Origin of the sequence: Nocardia sp. NPDC052566 (genome assembly GCF_044547285.1) — a bacterium.
GTDB lineage: Bacteria > Actinomycetota > Actinomycetes > Mycobacteriales > Mycobacteriaceae > Nocardia.
Genome location: NZ_JBIUAF010000002.1, coordinates 1092856 through 1110477, shown reverse-complemented (window position 1 = coordinate 1110477; position 17622 = coordinate 1092856). Strand labels below are relative to the sequence as shown.

Below are 17622 nucleotides of genomic sequence, written 5' to 3'. Positions count from 1 at the left end.
CGCTGTGGGCTACGGGGTTGTGGCTAGGGCGGGCGGGCGGTTGTGGGGTGCGGCGGGGTGGAGGGGTTCGGTGGGGAGGGCGGCCAGGGCGGCGTTGGTTGCGGTGGGGGTTGCGGGGAGGAGGGGGAGGCGGACGGTGGGGGTGGGGATGCGGCCCAGGGCGGCCAGGACGGATTTGATGACTACCGGGTTGGGTTCGGCGAAGAGGGTGGCGGAGAAGGTGGCGAGGCGGTGGCCGAGGGGGCGGGCTTCGCGGAGGGGGCCGGTGCGCCAGGTTTCGATGAGGGTGGCGAAGGCGGCGGTGGCGAGGTTGGCCGAGGCGATGATGGCGCCGGGGGCGCCGAGAGCGAGCATGGGTGCGACGTGCAGATCGTCACCTGCTAGGACGGCGACATCCGTTGGGACGGTGGACATCAGGGCGATGGTGGTGTCGTCGATGCCGCCTACGGCATGTTTGAAGCCGATGATGTTGGGTGTGGCGGCGAGTTCGCGCAAGGTATCGAGGCCGAGGGTGCGGGCGGTGCGGTAGGGAATGTTGTAGACGATCAGCGGGACCGGGCTGGCGGCGGCGAGGTGCCTGAAATGGGCAAGCACACCGGCTTCCGTCGGACGGGTGTAGTACGGGACGACCGTCAGCGCGGCGGTGACGCGCGGGTCCAAGGCCGTGAGTGCCTCGATCGAGTCGGTCGTCGAGTTCGATCCGGCGCCCGCGATCAGCGGTGCGCCGCGCTGTTCGCAGACGTGGGCACAGATGTCGAGAACCCGCCCGCGCTCGTCGACGGTCAAGGTCGCCGCCTCGGCGGTGGTGCCGAGGGCGACAAGACCGGTTGCGCCGTCGTCGAGCACCGAGTGCGCCAGCCCTTCCAGCGCGTCCGGGTCGAGGTCGCCGGTGTCGGTGAAGGGCGTAATCAGGGGAACGTAAAGGCCTTCGAGAGTCATGACCCCACCTTGACGGCTGTAGAGCTTCACGTCTATTTCACGTTTCTTCCGTTGAGCCTAAGCTGAGCTGATGCTCGATGTGCGTAAGTTGCGCCTGCTCCGGGAACTGGCCCACCGCCGGACGATCGCGGCCGTCGCCGAAGCGCTGTCCTACACACCGTCCGCGGTATCCCAGCAGTTGACCGCGCTGGAGCGGGAAACCGGTGTGCCGCTGCTGGAACGGACCGGCCGCAGGGTAACCCTCACCGCCGCCGCGCTCACCCTGGTCGAACACACCGAAACCATCCTCGCGGCACTGGAGCGTGCCGCGGCCGATCTCGCCACCGCGGGCGCCGCACTCACCGGCACACTGCGCATCGGCGCCTTCCCCACTGCCGTCCGAACCATCCTGTCCCCCACCCTCGTCGCGCTCAGCCGCGACCATCCCGGTCTGGAATTGATGGTCACCGAACTCGACCCGGCGACCGCGCCCGCCGCGTTGCGCGCCGAAACACTCGACGTCGCACTGGTTCAGGCATACGACTACGTGCCCGCCGAACCGGACCCGGCCCTGGACACCGAGCCGCTGCTGCGCGAAACGATCTACCTCGCCGCCCTGACCGGCGACCCACTTCCCGCCCACCGCAACGCACCGTGGATCCTCAGCACCCCGGGCACGCTGTGCCACACGATGACCGTACGCGCATGCCAGGCAGCAGGATTCACCCCCCGCGTGCGCCACCACGCCGACGACTTCAGCACCGTCCTCGCCCTCGTCGCCGCCAACCAGGGCATAGCCCTCGTCCCCGAACTCGGCGCCCGCACACCCCCGCCCAACGTCGTTCTCACTCCCCTCCCCGCGCACCGCACCACGCACCTCGCCTACCGCCGCGGCACCGCGACCCATCCCGCCATCGCCGCCGCCCGCACCGCCCTCCACACCTCCGCCACCGCCCTGTCCGCCACCCGCTGACCAACGCACTGCCGCGACGAAGCCGAGCCGAGAGACGTAGCGAACCAAGCTGATTCACCGACCGGGCAGATCGGCACGAGTCACCCACGCGGCGACACCGACTCCGCGCTCACATATGCACCGCATAGCGGGCGGGCGTACGAGCGGCTCCACCATCGAAATACGGTTGCCAGGCAACGTTCTATACGGCCTCTGCGCATTTCAGGGGGCGAAACTGCGGGTGAGCCAGTTCACAGTGCCGCCGGCTTGTCAGATACCCCTACCCGGTATTAGTTTTCTCGGTGTCACGATGAGGAGCAAGGTCAGGGAGGCCGAGCAATGAGCACCACCACGCACGCCGGGCACAACACCGCCGATGAGGCCGCCGGCCAGCACGGGAAGCATGCGGCGCACGAGCACCACGCGGCCGCCGGTGCGGATCACTCGGCGCACGCCGGACACCACGCACCGGCCGCCGGCGAGGAGCATGCGGGCCACGGAGCTCATGCCGCGGTAGATCATTCGGCCCACGCCGGACACGGCGCGCAGGCCGACCATTCGGCGCACGCCGGACACGAAGCGCAGGCCGCGGGAGAGCACGCCGGACATGGCGCGCACGCGGGCCACGGCGACGCGGGAGTCCCTGGCGGGCTGCAGATTACGCAGGACGGATACACGCTGGCGCTGGAGCGGTCCATCGTCGACGCGGGCGAGATCGACTTCCGGTTCCAGATCGTCGGGCCGGACGGGCAGGCGGTCACCGAGTACGAGCCGCTGCACGACCGGGAGCTGCATCTGATCGTCGCGCAGCGTGAGCTGACCGGATTCTGGCATGTGCACCCGGTGCGCGATGCCGACGGCACCTGGTCGGTGCGACTGAATCTGCCTGCGGCGGGCGCATATCGAGTGTTCACCGATATCGCGCCGCGCGCGCTCGGCCGCACCATCACCCTCGGCGCCGATCTCGCGATCGCGGGCGCCTACCGGCCGCAACCGACGCCCGAACCGGCCAGGGCGGCCGAGGTCGACGGTTACGAGGTTGCGCTGCAAGGAGATCTGGTTCCCGGCGAGGGACAGATGATCACGCTGACCGTGCGCAAGGACGGCGCGGAGGTCACCGACCTGCAGCCGTACCTGGCCGCCTTCGGCCACCTGGTGGTGCTGCGCGCGGGCGACCTCGCCTACGTGCACGTCCACCCGAACGGCGAGCCCGGCGACGGCGTCACCGCACCGGGACCCGACATCACCTTCCACACCGTGGTCCCCGGCCCCGGAACCTACCGGCTCTTCCTGGACTTCAAGCATGGTGACGTGGTCCGCACCGCGGCCTTCACCCTGCCGACCAGCTAACGCGGAAGGCGAGCCGATCCAGCTCGCACCTCATCACCGAATACCGAGAACAGCGGGCGCCCGTGCGGGCGGCCGCTGTTCTCGTTCACCCGGACCACCTCGCCGAGGGCTTCACCCGAGTAGATCGTCCACGATCCTGCGCGCCATCGCCAGCCCCTGGTCATTGCCGAGCTGCCGCGCCGTATTCGCCGCGTTCAGCACCGCTTCCAGCTCGAACGCGATGACCTCGGCGCCGCGCTCACCGAGATGCCCCTGTTCCTGAGCGCGCCCGATCTCCTTGGCCAGCAACGCGAGCCAGTCGCGCTGATCCTCGGCGATGGCATCGCGGACCGGCCCCGGCCTGCTGTCGAATTCGGCGAGGGTGGCCACCCGGAAGCAACCGCCGGGGAAGACCGGATCGGTCACGTGGGCGAACCAGCCCTCGATCAGCGCGCGCAGCCGCGCCATCCCCCGCGGCTCGGACATGGCGGGGACGACCACCTGCTCGATGAACACCTCACGGGCCACCTTGACCGCGGCCAGCTGCAGCGTCTCCTTGCTGCCGAACAGGGTGGCGATACCGCTTTTGCTGATCCCGAGATCGGTGGCCAACCGGCCGATGCTGACGCCGTTCAACCCCTCGACGGAGGCGACATCGGCGGCGTGCCTGGCGATGGACGCCCGCGCCTTCGCGCCCTTGATCAGGCGTTGATCAGCGCCTTGCGGCTGCTCGGAAGCGATTGTCGGCTCGGCCATGGCACTCATTGTTCCATTCTCGTCTTGCAAATACGAACGGTCGGTCGTACTTTAATTGCACGAACGATCGTGCGTTTTGTTTGCTCCTCGCCTAAAGGATCTCCCTCCATGACCGAAGTGTCCGCGCGCCCCGAAAGCCCACCGGCGCGCACCGCGGCGACCCGCACGCTGCTCATCGCCTGCGGCGCCGCCTTCATCGCCTTCCTCGATCTGTCCGTGGTCAACATCGCCTTCCCCGCCATCGCCCGCGACTACCCCGGCACCCCGACCACCACGCTCACCTGGGTGGTCAGCGGTTATGCGGTCGCCTTCGCGGCATTGCTCACCCCGGCGGGACGGTTCGCCGACACGCTCGGGCGGCGCAGGCTCTTCCTCATCGCACTCGCCGGTTTCGCACTGACCTCGCTGCTGTGCGGCCTCGCGCCGAGCGCGAACTGGCTCATCGCGAGCCGGCTGCTGCAGGGCATGACGGCGGCGCTGATGGTGCCGTCCGCGCTCGGCCTCGTCCTCATGGTGACGCCGCGCGAGAAGATCGGCGCCGCGATCGGAGCATGGTCCGCCGCAGGCGGTTTCGCGGCCGTAGTCGGCCCGGCACTCGGCGGCGCGCTGGTCGACGTCTTCGGCTGGCGGTCGGTGTTCATGATCAACATTCCGGTTGCGCTGCTGCTGATCCTGCCCGGCCTGCGCATTCCGGTGCCCGACACCAGGCAGCCGGGCAGCGCGATGCCCGACCCGCTCGGCACCGTCGCGGTGGCGCTCGGCCTCGGCGCGCTGGTCGCGGGCGTCACCGAGGGACAGCGCTGGGGCTGGACCTCGGCGGGCACGCTCGCCGCGCTGATCCTCGGCGGGCTGGCACTCGTTGCCGCACTTGCCCGTTCGGCCCGCCACCACAATCCCGCGATCGCCGTCGAGCTCTGGCGGAGCAGGCCCTACGCGCTGGCCAACGCGGCCTCGTTCGTCTTCGGCGCGACGATGTTCGCGTGGCTGCTTTCGGGTCCGCTGTTCCTCGACGCGATCTGGCGATACTCGGTGCTCGGCTCGGCGGCCGCGCTGACCGTCGGCGCGGTGTCCTCGATGGTGACCGCGACGATCGCGGGCCGACTGACCTCGGCGACCGCCCGGCGCCTGGTCGGCGTACTCGGCGCGCTCATGTACGCGGCCACCTGCCTGTGGATGAGCACCGACACCTTCGGCCCGGATCCGGCGCTGTGGTCGGCATGGATACCGGCCGGACTGCTCGGCGGTGGCGGCGTGGGCATCGTGGTCACGGTGCTCGGCACCGCGGCCGCCAGTTCACTTCCGCCGCAACAGTTCGCGGCCGGTATCGGGATGAACCTGACGGCCAGGCAGGTCGGCGGCGCACTCGGAATCGCGGTACTCGCGGCCGTATTCGCCGCGAACCCCGGCAACGCGCTCACCGCATTCCACACCGTGTTCGCGGTGTGCGCGGGTATCGCCGTCGCCGCGGCGCTGCTCATCGCCATTCCGGCACGCCGGACCGGCGTACAGCAGTCCGCCGCGGAGTAGGTGACGCGTGCGCATCACCGGGGCCGCGTCGGTTCACCGAGAAACAGCACCCTGCGAGGCAGGAATCACTATGACACACAACGAAACCCGTACCGAGTTCAACGATCCGATGCTGCTGACCACCGCCGATGCGCGACAATTGCTCACCGGCGCACCCTGGCGGCGGTTCGCGGTGCTGGGCGATTCCATCGCTCAGGGCATCGGCGATCCGAGTCCCGGATACCGGACGGCCGGGTGGGCGGACCGGGTCGCCGCGATCCTGTCGGCGGCCAATCCCGGTGTGGCCTACCGCAATACCGGTCGGATGGGGGCCACGAGCGCGCAGGTACTCGCCGAGCAACTGCCCGCCGCGCTCGAATTCCGGCCCGACCTGGTGCATCTCGTATGCGGCGGCAACGACCTGCTCACCGGCGGCGATATGACACTGCTGCGCGGCAATCTCGATGCGATGTTCGCCGCGCTGGCCAGCACCGGCGCGCAGTTGTCCACCTTCACCCTGGCCGATGTGTGGGAGGTCGAGCGGATGGCGCCGATGCGGCCCATGCGCGACCGGATGGCCGAGATCAATGACGTGATCCGCGCGGTGGCCGCCGACTACGACGCCATTCTGGTGGAGTTCTGGGACCATCCGCTGCGCCTGCGCCCAGATCTGATGAGCGCCGACCTCATTCACTTCACCATGAGCGGACACGCCGTGGTCGCGACGGAGGTGGTGCGCGCGCTGAGCGGTCACCTCCCCGCCCACACCCAGCGCTGACCGGGACATCGGGTCGCGCACCGGACGCGGCCCGATGCCGGTCAGGCTCGATAGCGCTGCGTCAGTACCGCGCCGATCGCCGCGAGCTCGTCGCGAACCGACTGTGGCGCGACAACTTCCACGTCGGAGCCCCAACCGGCCAGCTGCTGGGCGATCATGCGCGGGGTCGGCGCGGTGATCCGCGCCCGCGCCCGGCCGTCCTCGGCAATGCCGTCCGGAATGCAGTGGCGGCCTTGCTGATGCTGCAGCACCGGCAGCAGATGAGCGGTGACGAGCACTGTCGCCGAGGTGGTGGCGCGGCGTTCCTCCATCTCCGCGACGACCTGCTCCCACGCCGCGTTCAGGTCGAAATCCGCTGGGCGATGGGCCGGTTCGTCGGTGACGATCGCCTCCTCGATCCGATCGACACGGAAGGTCCGCTGACCACGCTCGGTCCCCGCGATCAGATACCAGACCGCGTCTTTGTCGACGAGCCCCCACGGATCGATCAACCGCTCGCTCACGGCGCTGCCCTTACCCGCATACCGCAGCCGAACCTTGGTGCGCCGCACCACCGCCCGCTGCAACAGGGTCACCACCGGCGGCAACTCCTGATCGACCGCACCCCAGCGGGCCGGATCGATCACCACCGCATCGGCCGCCGCCTGCGCATCGCTACGGAAGGTCTGCGGCAAGGCACGCACCAGTTTTCGCAACGCCGACTTCGCCTCCGGCACCGATCCCGCCGACGGTCCGGCCAACAGGAACAGCGCCCGCGCCTCCCCCGCGGTCAGCCCGGTCAGGTCGGTGCGCGCACCGCCGACCAGCGACCACCCGCCGCCACGTCCCGGCTGCGGGTACACCGGCACACCGGCGGCCGAGAGCGCCTCGAGATCGCGGCGCGCGGTGGCGATCGATACCTCGAGTTCCTCGGCGATCTCCGCGGCCGTCACCCGGCCGCGCGTCTGCATCAGCAGCAGGGTCGCCACCAATCTGTCCGCTCGCATGAACACGATTCTGCCGAAAAAAGTGCTCATTCGGTGCGCACTTTAACCGGAATCATGGATCACACAGGGCAAGAGACACAGAAGGAGCACCGAAATGCTGCGAGGAATGGCCACCGTGAGCTACTACGCCGACGACGTGGAGGCCGCGAAGGACTGGTACACCGAACTGCTCGGCGTCGCACCGTATTTCACGGTGCCCGGCGGCTACTACGAGTTCCGCATCGGCGACTACCAGGCCGAACTCGGCATCATCAATCGGGCGTACGCCCCGGCGGGCGCGCACAACGCACCCGGCGGCGCGATCCTGAACTGGGCCGTCGACGACATCCACGCCGCCTTCGACCGGCTGCTCGCGCTGGGCGCCAAGGAGTACGACCCCATCACCGAGCGCGGCGCGGGCACCGGGTTCGTCACCGCGTCGGTGATCGATCCGTTCGGCAATGTCCTCGGCATCATGACCAACCCGCACTACCTGGAGATCCTTGCCGAAACCGGACCGGCGTAGGACATGGGCGAAGGCATGGCGCCGACGGGACTCATACGTCGGCGCCATGCCTCGCGGCGTGTTCCGGCCGGTCGCCTCGGCCACAACACCGTGCGCGAATCATCGCGCCACGCCTGGCACGATCACCGCGTCACAGGGAAGTCGGAGCCGCGGCGCGGGCGGATTGGTCCGAGCCGAACACGCCGAAAAGGGGTAGCCGAATCTTTGCGGCGTGACGGCCAACATATGATCTGGCGCACACTCGCCGTCGCCCGCGGACGGCCTCCGGCTTGGTCAGGCTTGGAAGGACAACCGTATGGTGATCCGCGCCCGAGCAGTACACGGCGCCTCTACCGCACTCGGCGCGACGCCGGAGGCGCTCATCCGGCGCGTCGCAGAGGGGGACGAACAGGCCTTCGCCGAGCTGTACGACGTCGTTGCCGCACCGGTGCTCGGGCTCGTCACCCGGGTGCTGCGCGACCGCGCGCGCTCCGAAGAGGTCGCGCAGGAGGTGCTGCTCGAGATCTGGCTCAAGGCGGCACAATTCGGCGACCGCGGCGGCAGCGTGCTGGCCTGGGCGCTGACCATCGCGCACCACCGCGCGGTGGACCGGGTGCGCTACGAACGCGCCGCCGCCGAGCGCGACCAGCGGGCCGGGCAGCTGGCCGCGCCCGCCCCATTCGACGAGGTCGTCGAAACCGCCATCGACAGAATGGAACACGAACAGGTCCGCGCGGCGCTGGACGACCTCACCGAGCTGCAACGCCGATCGATCGTGCTGGCCTACTACGGCGGCTACACCTACCGCGAGGTGTCCGAGGCGCTGGACAAACCCGTCGGCACGATCAAAACCCGGATGCGCGATGGACTCAACCGCCTGCGTGAGAGCTTGGGAGTGCGCTCGTGACGACATCGCCCGATATCCACGGCCACACCGGCGCCTATGTGCTCGACGCGCTCGGCCTCGACGAACGCGCCGCCTTCGAGCGGCATCTCGCAGGCTGCCCGGCCTGCCTGGCCGAGGTCGACGGACTGCGCTCGGTGGCCGCGGTGCTCGCCGCCGCGGTGGCGCCGATTCCGGCGGCCGCCATGAAAGAGCGTGTGCTCGAACAGATCCGGTCGCATCGGCAGCTGCCCGCCGATCGGCCGGGCGCACTCGAACGGACCGCCCTGCTGCCCGCGCTAGACGCACTCGGGCGCACCGACGTGATGCCCGCGCTGGAATTCGACCGGGATCCGCCACACGATCGCCGCTGGTGGACCACCCGGATCGCGGTCGCCGCCGCGGCGGCCGCGGTGGTCGCGCTGTTCGCCGGGCTCGCGATGCTCGATCGGGCGCCCACCGGCCCCGGCACCTCGGTCGCGCTGGAGCAGGTGCGGCGCGCACGCGACGCGACCACCAGGGACGGCGTGGTGGTCGCGGGCGGCGGCTCGGCTTCGGCGGTGCTGTCGCACAGCGTCGGCAAGGTGGTGGTGTCGGCGAACGGCCTTCCCGTACTGGATGATTCGCACAGCTATCAGCTGTGGATCATTCCCGGCGACGGCACGCCACAGTCCGCGGGCATGATGAGCACCACGGGCCAGCGCACCGAGCTGGTCGCCGACCTACCCGACGACACCAGGCTGCTGGCGATCACCGCCGAGCCCGATGTCGGCTCACCGGGACCGACCACACCGATCGTGGTGAAGATCGATCTGAGCTGACCTACTTCACGCAGGTGAACTGCATGACGTCGAGATGACCGGCCCGGAAGTGGTCGGCGCAGCCGGTCAGATAGCGCATGTAGGTCTGGTAGGTCTGCTCGCCGCACAGTGCCGCGGCGCGCTGATGGCGTGCCTTCAGCGCCGCGGCCCAGTGATCGAGTGTCTTGGCGTAGTGCGGTTGCAGCGGGTGGATCCTGGCCACGGTGAATCCGGCGAGCTCCGCGTACTCGCGGATGCCGAGCGGGAATTTGCTGCTGTGGAACGGTAATTGGCCGCCGGGGAAGATGTTGTCGCGCACGAATCGGAAGAAGGCGATGTCGTCGCGGCCGAACGGGATGTTGCGCGCATGCAATTCGGTCAGGCCGTAGACGACTATGCTGTGCAACAACATTCGCCCGTTCGCGGGCAGCACATCGTAGGCGAAGTCGAAGAATTCGGTGTAGCGCTCGTGCCGGAAGTGCTCGAACGCGCCGATGCTGACAATGCGGTCGGCGATACCGTCGAACTCCTCCCAGCCCTGCAGGCGGACCTCGGCGCGATCGCCGTAGCCGCCGTCATCGAGCAGGCCCTGGACGTAGGCGTGCTGATTCTTGCTGAGCGTCAGCCCGATGACCTTCACGTCGTGGGTCTGCAATGCGCGCAGCATCGTCGAACCCCAGCCGCAGCCGATATCGAGCAGCGTCATGCCCGGCTGCAGGTCGCATTTGCCCAGAGCGAGATCGATTTTCGCCAGCTGCGCCTGCTCGAGGGTGTAGTCGTCGCGTTCGAAATAGGCGCAGCTGTAGGTGCGGGTCGGATCGAGGAACAGTGCGAAGAAATCGTCGGACAGGTCGTAATGGGATTGCACATCCGCGTAGAAGGGCGCGCGGCTCATATCGCTTACCTCCGTCGAGTCCATCGAGTGGTCGACCCGGGGCGCTGTGCGGCTACGGGGCGATGAACAGGTGGTCCTGCGGTGGGCATGCCTGCGCACCGCGACGATTCCGCAGCGGCGATGCGGCCAGGCGACGGTCCTGACATCAGCTGCGAACATCGATGTTCACAATAGTGCAGGAACGTGGTCTCCTGCGGATTTACCGGACTCGGTGTGCCACGCCAGAAGACATGCGACCACAGCGCATCAAGGTCATCCGACCAGTACGTTTCGGTTTACGGCGACAGTGCGCGGGTCAGGCGAACCAGCGCTCCAAAACCGTCGCGACGCCGTCGGCCGCCACATCACCGGTGACCTCGTCGGCCAGGCGCAGGATCGGCCCCGGCGCGTTCGCCATCGCGACGGAATACCCGGCCCAGCGCAGCATTTCGCGATCGTTGTAACCGTCACCGATGGCCAGGGTCGCGGCGTGCGGGATACCGAGCGCGGCGCGCAGGCGCTCCAGCGCCCAGCCCTTCGTCACACCCTGGCGCGACACCGTCAGCCAGGGACCGAATTCGCCGTGCACCCAGCTCGCGCCCGGCATGCGCAGGCAGCGCAGCAGGCGCAGCATCTCGTCCAGGGTGCCCGCGGGCCACCAGCCGTTGAGCCGCGGCGTCGGCTCGCTGCTCAGCGCGCCGTGATCGACGAGCAGGTACTCGCCGATGGAGAATTCGCCGGGGCTGGCGCCGGTCGCCCAGGTGCCGATGCCGACCTTCTCCACCGCGAAGATCATCTCCGGGAAGAGGTTTCGCAGCGCCTTCACCGCGGGCGCGGGATCGAAGGCGTGCACCGCCACCGGTTCGCCCTTCGCGATATCGACGTGCACGGCGCCGTTGGAGCACAGCGCATGACCTTCGACCAGGCCGAGCTCGATCAGCACCGGACGCGTCGTCAACAATGTTCGCCCGGTGGTCACGACCACATGCACACCCGCGGCGACCGCGGCACGCACGGCATCGGCCACTCGCTCGCTGACCGGATATCCCGTTTGCAGGAGTGTGCCATCCACGTCGAGCGCGATCAGCCGAGGTCCGCCCCCTAGAACTGCCACCAGCCCATTGTGCCCCGGTACGGTATCGCCGTCACGCGGTTGCCGACGAACCCGCTAGCCGACGGCGGCGGCGCCTGGAGACCGCCCAGCCGCACGCCCCGGGTCGGCGGACGCGATGAGGCTGCGCAGGCCGGAGTAGTACACCTCATGGTCGACCACATGGTTCACCAAGGTGGTGAGATGTCCTGTCAATACCGGGAATTCGTCGGGATCCAGGGCGGCCAAGGCAGTGCGGGTGCGGCGGCGGGCCGTCATCGGGTCGCGATGGTCGACGAAATTCGCCGCGCCGAGAGTGAACAGATACAGCTGCCGGTAGACCACGATGGCCTCATCGATGGTCATCCCGGCGGCGAGATTGTCGGCGAGCTGCGGTTCGGACAGCCGCTCCAGAATCCGCGGACCGAGCCACGGCCGCGCGCCGCGCAGCGCCGCGAGGCCGGTGTGCTCGATGAGCACCTCGTACAGCCCACGAAATCGGGTTTCCGTCGACTCCGCCCACGGACCACCCGGCGCGATATCGGGCAGCCCGGCCGCGACGTGATCGACGCACAGGTCGAGCAGTCCCGCCGTATCCCCGCACCGGCGCTGCACGGTGGCGTGCGAAATCCCCAGGTGCGCGGCGACAGTGCGAAAGCTCAGCGCCCCAGGACCCTCCGCGTCGATGATCGCCAGCGCGGTCTGCGCGATCCGCTCCCGGGTCGCCTGATCCACCGCATCCGACTTTCTAGGCATGGGATCCATCGTACGATACGGTGTATCTACGATGCATCCGAGCACCACAGACCTCAGGATCAACCGCAGGCCACGCACCACCAGCACCTGCCGCGTGGTCGACCATGCGCGAGGAGGGCAACGGCTCCGAGCCACAGCGAAACGAGCTCGGCCGATCGGATTCAGCCGGTCACTCCAACCGTGGACAGCACGGACGGGCGGCGCGCGGCCCGACCCGGCATCCCCCTCGGCCCGCAACGCATCGAACAACGCCGAAATCGGCCGATGGACTCGAATATCAAGGGGCACAGGCGATCCGAGCCGCATCGAGACAGGCGCGGCCGCGGGATCCGGCCGGTCGCCGCCGCGATCGCGGACAGCGCGGCAGTACCACCGAGTCTCCAGCACGACACTCGGCCGACCTCGTGGCGTGTGTGCCGTCGACCCACGGCGCTCGACCCACGGCGACCCGGGACCACTTGAAGTACCAGAACATCGAGGAGCGCAATGGATCTGAGTTACGGCGAGGTCAAGGCGGCGGCCGATCGGATTGCCGGGCATGTTCGGCCGGTTTCCGTGGCGCCGGAGGATCGCGGGTTCCTCGGGGGTGAGGTGTGGCTGGCGTTGGAGTACATGCAGCACACGGGGTCGTTCAAGGCGCGGGGTGCGCAGAATTTCATTCTGGCCCATCAGGAGAACGGGACGCTGCCGGATGCCGGGGTGACCATCGCGTCCGGCGGCAACGCGGGATTGGCGTGCGCATGGGCGGCGCAGCAACGAGGAGTGCACGCGACGGTGTTCCTGCCGACCACTGCACCCAAGGTGAAAGTCGACCGGCTGGTCGGCTACGGGGCGGACGTGCGACTGGTCGGCACCGAGTATGCCGACGCGCTCGCCGCTAGCCACGCCTACGCCGCCGAATCCGGCGCGCTGCTGTCGCACGCCTACGATCACCCGCTGATCGCGGCGGGCGCAGGCACGCTGATGGACGAAATCCACCGTGCGCTACCGGATCTCGATACGGTCGTGGTCGCGGTCGGCGGCGGTGGCCTCTTCGCCGGAATCGCCACCGTCGCTCAGCACCACGGCGTCCGGGTGATCGCCGTCGAGCCGGCGAACTGCCGCGCGCTCAACGCCGCCATCGAGGCGGACGACATCGTCGACGTCCCGGTCGATTCGATCGCCGCCGACTCACTCGGCGCCCGCCGTGCCACCCGCCTGGCCCTGCACGCCGCCCAAAACTATGACGTCCGTTCGATCCTCGTCCCCGACGACACCATCACCACCGCCCGCCACACCCTCTGGAACCACCGCCGAATCGCCGTAGAACACGGCGCCGCCACCGCCTACGCCGCCCTCCTCTCCCCCACCTACACCCCAACCCCCACCGAGAAAACCTGCGTAATCCTCTGCGGCGCCAACACCAACCCCACCGACCTCACCAAATAACCCACCCCGAACGCTCCCCTCGACACCTCGACCATCGCCCCGCACACCACGCTGCGGGGCGTCAGCCACCAGCGACCGTGAACCGTTCGTCGAGCGTAGTCAGATGGCGGCTCGCGAACGGCGCACTGCCTCAGGTTGTGGCACGTGCGGGGCGGATCGGCGGCGGTGCGCGATACTTTGCTCGCCACGCGCGGAAGTATCGGCGCGTCCTTAGCGCGGCGGCGGAAAGTGGTGCACGGCGGCGAGGTTGGTGCGCCGAACTGGTGGCGGACTACTTGCTTCGTGCGCCGCCTGAGGACGCTCCGCCGGACGAGGCACCTCCTGATGGATTCCGCCGTAGGACGTGTTGCCAGAGGACGAAGCGCCGGGGCGGAGGTGCCTGAGCTGCTGGAAGAGGCGCCTGAGCTGCTGCTAGAGGAGTTGCCTGAAGTAGTCGGGGAGGTGAGGTCGGGGGCTGGGTTACTTGCTTCGTGCGCCGCCGGAGGACGCTCCGCCGGACGAGGCGCCACCTGATGAGGTTCCGCCGGAGGAGGAGGAGGAGGAGGAGGAGGAGGTGCCGGAACTGCTGGAAGAGGTGCCGGAACCGCTGGAAGAGGAGTTGCCTGAACTACTCGACGAGGCGCCGCTGTTGGAAGCGCCCGACGAGGCGCCGCTGCTGGAGGCACCCGACGAGGCGCCGCTGTTGGAAGCGCCCGACGAGGTACCGCTGTTGGAGGCGCCGGAAGAGGCGCCGCTCGAGGTGCTGGAGGCTGTGCCTGCGGACGTACCCGAGGAGGTGTTCGATTCTCCGCCAGAAGAGGTGCTGGACGAGGTGCCTGGGGTTCCTCCGGACGAAGTGGTGGCGGAGGTGTCTCCTGCGGTTGTTCCCGGGGAGGAAGTGCCGCCGGAGTTGGTAGTGCTGGTGGATGTTGTTCCGGTGGAGGTGGATTCGGACGTGGTGGTGCCGGTGGTGGACTCGCTCGTCGATGGACTGCTGGTGGATGTGCCGTCGGAGGTGGTGCCTGGTGTGGTGCTGCCCGGGGCGGGGGTCGAGGTGCCGCCGGTGGATCCGGGTTGGGCGCCGGTGCTGATGTCAGGAGTTGTTGGGGTGGTGACCAGTTCGGGTGCGGGCGGGATGCCGGGCGCGGGGAGGGTGCCCGGGGCCGGGGCGGGATTGGGCTGCGGGGCCGAGGGGGCGGATGGTGGGGTGCCGATGCCAGTGCCAGTGCCCGGTGCCGGGGCGGCGGCGGGCGACTGAGGGGTGGGGCGGAGGAAGGGCAGCGGGTTCGTGAATTGGGCCGGGTTGGTGTAGCCGGGGTATTGGGTTGTGCTGCAGCATTTGTCGTAGTTGTGGCCGCGGCCGCCGTCGCGGGATTCGGCGAGGGTCGGGCCGAGCGGGGTGTAGCTGGCGGCGGGGGTGATGAAGCGGCTGTAGGCCGAGTAGACGGGCTTGCCGGAGAAGTATTGGGCGAGTTCCGAGGCGGGCAGGCGCAGGGTGCGGTCGGTGACGATATCGCCGCGGGCGTCGTACAGGAGTGCGTCGGCGGCGGATTCGGCGCCGGGGTAGCGCTCCATGACCGGCGTCAGCTCCGGATCGGCCGGACCGCCGAAGACCGTCATGGCGGAGACGGCCAGCGCGGAAACCGCTGCGGCGCTGGAGAATACCGCGACCCGCGGCGGCCGGAAGCGGTCGCCGGAACCGGTGGGCGCCATGGTGCGGGCGGCGAGGAATGCCGCACCCGCCGCGACGGAATGGCCGGGATCGGCCGAAATCAGTACGGGGCGACCGAGTTCGGCGATGGTGCGCGCCACCTCCGGCGGCCGGGCGGCGCCGCCGACCAGCAGGATGCGGCTGATATCCGAGAGGGTGAGCCCGGCGGACCGCACGCATTCCCGCACCAGTTCGAGTGAATCGCGCACGTGCTGGGTGCGCAGATCGTCGACGTCGACGATCGAGGTCAGCGAGGCCGCGCCGGTGCCGCGGGCATATCTGGCGATCTGCGCGCCGAGCGGTCTGCCACCGAAATCGTAGGAGCGCATGGGTTTTCCGACCATCGGGTGCAGATCCCAGTCGGGCCCGACCCGCACGACGGTGACGTCGAGGCTGCTCCCGCCGAGGTCGTACACCAGCACGAATCCGGTCTCGAGCGGCCCGTGCTCGTGCTCGAGCCATTCGGCGGCGGCCACCGGCTCCGGCACCAGCATGACGTGCCCGGCACCGGACAGGTCGAGGGCTTGGCGCAGCAGCGAGACCTGCTTGTCGGAGTACACGGCGGGATAGGTGGCCGCCGCGCCCGCCGCCGAATCCCCCGTTTCGATCATCCCGTGCACCACGGCCGCGAGGAGATTCGTCGGCGACCAGAGCCTGCCCGACACGATCACCGACTCCGGATCCTTGGCGAGATCGGCGAAATCCGTGACGGCCATGGTGAATTGGGGGATCCCGCCGATCCGCGCCCCGCCCATGCTGTCGAAGGTCACTGCCGTGCGGCGCGTGCGCATCGATGGCCGTGGTCGCTCACCGGTAACCGAAGCCGATACGGAGTTCACTGTGCCGATGCTGCAGCCCAGACCTGTCGTCATTGCCATCCCGTCAACGCACCGTGACCACGTCCAGCACATAGTCACACCATGTGGCCGCGGTCGTTTTCCAAATAGCCCCCACAGGTTAACTGTTCGACGCTCCGGCGGATACCGATTCGATATGGAACGTTTCCCTCTCCGCAACTCATTCGGGAAATGCCAGGTAGACCGACCGGCACGGTCGGTTCAGGGCCCTAGACAGATTCGAAAACCCTTGACTCGAGCGAAATTCGGCTATTTCGTAGCGATTCGGGCATCACCCACCGACCGCTCGGTTCAATTCAATTTCCACCCCTTACGTGACACACCGACTGGTCGGTAACCAGTTCGTTGCCACAGCTATGCAACTCCTTCGCGGCATCGCGCCGAGCCATTAGACATGACATATCAACGCGGAGTCCATTTCCCGCCAGCACGCTCCTCCTCCCCCGGCTTGACTGGAACTCGCAACACGGGGCCCGGCCGGACGGCATCGGCCCCGGCGGCACGCGAAATAGCAAGTACGAGAAGGGAAACGCACATCATGTCGACACGGTTCGCAACGAAGGTCGTCCTCATCACCGGCGCCACCTCTGGCGTCGGCCGGGCGGTGGCCTTGCGGGTAGCGGCCGAAGGCGCCGCGGTGGTACTCGGCGCCCGCGGCAAGGAGGCGGGCGATCAGCTCGCCGAGCAGATCCGCGCCGAGGGCGGGCGGGCGCTGTTCGTGCCGACCGATGTCACGGTCGAAGCCGAGGTTGCGGCACTGACGCAGGCGGCGCTCACCGAATTCGGGCGGCTGGACGCGGCTTTCAACAACGCGGGCGCGGTCAACGCGTTCGGTCCGGTGCAGGATATCGAGGAGGCGGGCTGGCGCGCCGACATCGAACTGAACCTCACCAGCGTGTATTACGGTCTGCGCCACCAGGTTCCGGCCATGGTCGCCGCCGGCGGAGGTGCGATCCTGAACAACGCGTCCAACCTCGGCGTGGTCGGCATGGGTTCGGTGGCACCGTATGTGGCCGCCAAGCACGGCGTGGTCGGGCTGACCCGCGCGGTCGCGCTGGAATCCGCCGCCCAGGGCATCCGGGTGAACGCGCTGGTCGCCGGCGCGATCGATACGCCGGCGTTCCGCAACTCGATGGGTGCGACGCCCGAGGGTGAGGCGGCCATCGCCTCGCTGCATCCGCTCGGCCGGATCAGCAAGCCCGAGGAGATCGCGTCGTTCTGCGCCTACCTGCTCAGCGACGAGGCGAGCTTCATCACCGGCGCGGCGCTGGCGATCGACGGCGGCTTCACCGCCCAGTGAGACGCGCTACCCGATGAGACGCTCTGACAATTGAGACGCTCCGGTGCCGGGTCGGCGTTCAGGCCGAGCGAACCGCTCGGCCTTCCCCTCCGCGAGACCCGGCACCGAATGGCGTCGAAAAGCTCCACCAATAGTCCCGTCCGCGAACAAAACCGACAAGTCCCCGGAATTGGGGGGAAACGCTCGGACCACGACCGACGATGCACCGGGACCGACCACCGACGGCATCGTCGGC

The 17622-nt window shown here is 68.8% G+C and carries 16 protein-coding genes; 9 read left to right on the top strand and 7 right to left on the bottom strand.

The window, feature by feature from the left end; translation table 11 throughout:
* Positions 1 to 9 precede the first annotated feature (9 nt).
* A complete protein-coding gene (gene dapA, locus ACIG5A_RS12055) occupies positions 10 to 939 on the bottom strand; it encodes a 4-hydroxy-tetrahydrodipicolinate synthase (protein ID WP_397240185.1) in 930 nt (309 codons plus the stop codon).
* A 70-nt stretch (positions 940 to 1009) separates the two neighbouring features.
* Between dapA and ACIG5A_RS12050 the strand changes: the two genes are divergently transcribed.
* A complete protein-coding gene (locus ACIG5A_RS12050; RefSeq protein ID WP_397240184.1) occupies positions 1010 to 1891 on the top strand; it encodes a LysR family transcriptional regulator in 882 nt (293 codons plus the stop codon).
* A gap of 318 nt (positions 1892 to 2209) precedes the next feature.
* Positions 2210 to 3220: a hypothetical protein gene (locus ACIG5A_RS12045; protein ID WP_397240183.1), complete on the top strand. Its 1011-nt coding sequence runs from the start codon at positions 2210 to 2212 to the stop codon at positions 3218 to 3220.
* A 111-nt stretch (positions 3221 to 3331) separates the two neighbouring features.
* Here ACIG5A_RS12045 and ACIG5A_RS12040 read toward each other — a convergent pair whose 3' ends face one another.
* Positions 3332 to 3955, bottom strand: a complete 624-nt coding sequence (locus ACIG5A_RS12040) for a TetR/AcrR family transcriptional regulator (protein ID WP_397240182.1) — start codon at positions 3953 to 3955, stop codon at positions 3332 to 3334.
* 108 nt (positions 3956 to 4063) lie between these two features.
* Here ACIG5A_RS12040 and ACIG5A_RS12035 point away from each other — a divergent pair, with 108 nt between their 5' ends.
* Entirely contained in the window at positions 4064 to 5482 is a 1419-nt protein-coding gene (locus ACIG5A_RS12035) for an MFS transporter (RefSeq protein ID WP_397240181.1), read from the top strand.
* 70 nt (positions 5483 to 5552) lie between these two features.
* On the top strand, positions 5553 to 6239 hold the full coding sequence (locus ACIG5A_RS12030; protein WP_397240180.1) for an SGNH/GDSL hydrolase family protein: 687 nt from the start codon (positions 5553 to 5555) through the stop codon (positions 6237 to 6239).
* 41 nt (positions 6240 to 6280) lie between these two features.
* Here ACIG5A_RS12030 and ACIG5A_RS12025 read toward each other — a convergent pair whose 3' ends face one another.
* Positions 6281 to 7225: a helix-turn-helix transcriptional regulator gene (locus tag ACIG5A_RS12025; RefSeq protein ID WP_397240179.1), complete on the bottom strand. Its 945-nt coding sequence runs from the start codon at positions 7223 to 7225 to the stop codon at positions 6281 to 6283.
* 94 nt (positions 7226 to 7319) lie between these two features.
* Between ACIG5A_RS12025 and ACIG5A_RS12020 the strand changes: the two genes are divergently transcribed.
* From ACIG5A_RS12020 to ACIG5A_RS12010, 3 genes are all read left to right on the top strand, one after another.
* Positions 7320 to 7730 (top strand): VOC family protein, encoded by a 411-nt coding sequence (locus ACIG5A_RS12020; protein ID WP_397240178.1) that lies wholly within the window; start codon positions 7320 to 7322, stop codon positions 7728 to 7730.
* 295 nt (positions 7731 to 8025) lie between these two features.
* The gene (gene sigK, locus ACIG5A_RS12015; protein WP_397240177.1) at positions 8026 to 8616 is read left to right on the top strand and encodes an ECF RNA polymerase sigma factor SigK; all 591 of its coding nucleotides are present in this window, start codon (positions 8026 to 8028) and stop codon (positions 8614 to 8616) included.
* On the top strand, positions 8613 to 9413 hold the full coding sequence (locus ACIG5A_RS12010; protein WP_397240176.1) for an anti-sigma factor domain-containing protein: 801 nt from the start codon (positions 8613 to 8615) through the stop codon (positions 9411 to 9413). The genes sigK and ACIG5A_RS12010 overlap by 4 nt, the downstream gene beginning before the upstream one ends.
* 1 nt (position 9414) lies before the next feature.
* Here the strand turns inward: ACIG5A_RS12010 and ACIG5A_RS12005 are convergent, their stop codons facing one another.
* The 3 genes from ACIG5A_RS12005 to ACIG5A_RS11995 all read right to left on the bottom strand — a co-directional run bounded on the left by ACIG5A_RS12005 (position 9415) and on the right by ACIG5A_RS11995 (position 12112).
* Positions 9415 to 10287: a cyclopropane mycolic acid synthase family methyltransferase gene (locus tag ACIG5A_RS12005; protein WP_397240175.1), complete on the bottom strand. Its 873-nt coding sequence runs from the start codon at positions 10285 to 10287 to the stop codon at positions 9415 to 9417.
* Positions 10288 to 10582: 295 nt separating this feature from the next.
* The gene (locus ACIG5A_RS12000; RefSeq protein ID WP_397240174.1) at positions 10583 to 11380 is read right to left on the bottom strand and encodes an HAD hydrolase family protein; all 798 of its coding nucleotides are present in this window, start codon (positions 11378 to 11380) and stop codon (positions 10583 to 10585) included.
* A 54-nt stretch (positions 11381 to 11434) separates the two neighbouring features.
* The gene (locus ACIG5A_RS11995; RefSeq protein WP_397240173.1) at positions 11435 to 12112 is read right to left on the bottom strand and encodes a TetR/AcrR family transcriptional regulator; all 678 of its coding nucleotides are present in this window, start codon (positions 12110 to 12112) and stop codon (positions 11435 to 11437) included.
* Between the two features lie 486 nt (positions 12113 to 12598).
* Between ACIG5A_RS11995 and ACIG5A_RS11990 the strand changes: the two genes are divergently transcribed.
* The gene (locus ACIG5A_RS11990) at positions 12599 to 13540 is read left to right on the top strand and encodes a threonine/serine dehydratase (RefSeq protein ID WP_397240172.1); all 942 of its coding nucleotides are present in this window, start codon (positions 12599 to 12601) and stop codon (positions 13538 to 13540) included.
* Between the two features lie 459 nt (positions 13541 to 13999).
* Here the strand turns inward: ACIG5A_RS11990 and ACIG5A_RS11985 are convergent, their stop codons facing one another.
* Positions 14000 to 16069, bottom strand: coding sequence for an Hsp70 family protein (locus ACIG5A_RS11985; protein ID WP_397240171.1), 2070 nt, complete (start codon positions 16067 to 16069; stop codon positions 14000 to 14002).
* Positions 16070 to 16625: 556 nt separating this feature from the next.
* On the opposite strand from ACIG5A_RS11985, the gene ACIG5A_RS11980 reads away from it, so the two are divergent.
* On the top strand, positions 16626 to 17387 hold the full coding sequence (locus ACIG5A_RS11980; RefSeq protein ID WP_397240170.1) for an SDR family NAD(P)-dependent oxidoreductase: 762 nt from the start codon (positions 16626 to 16628) through the stop codon (positions 17385 to 17387).
* Positions 17388 to 17622: the final 235 nt, after the last annotated feature.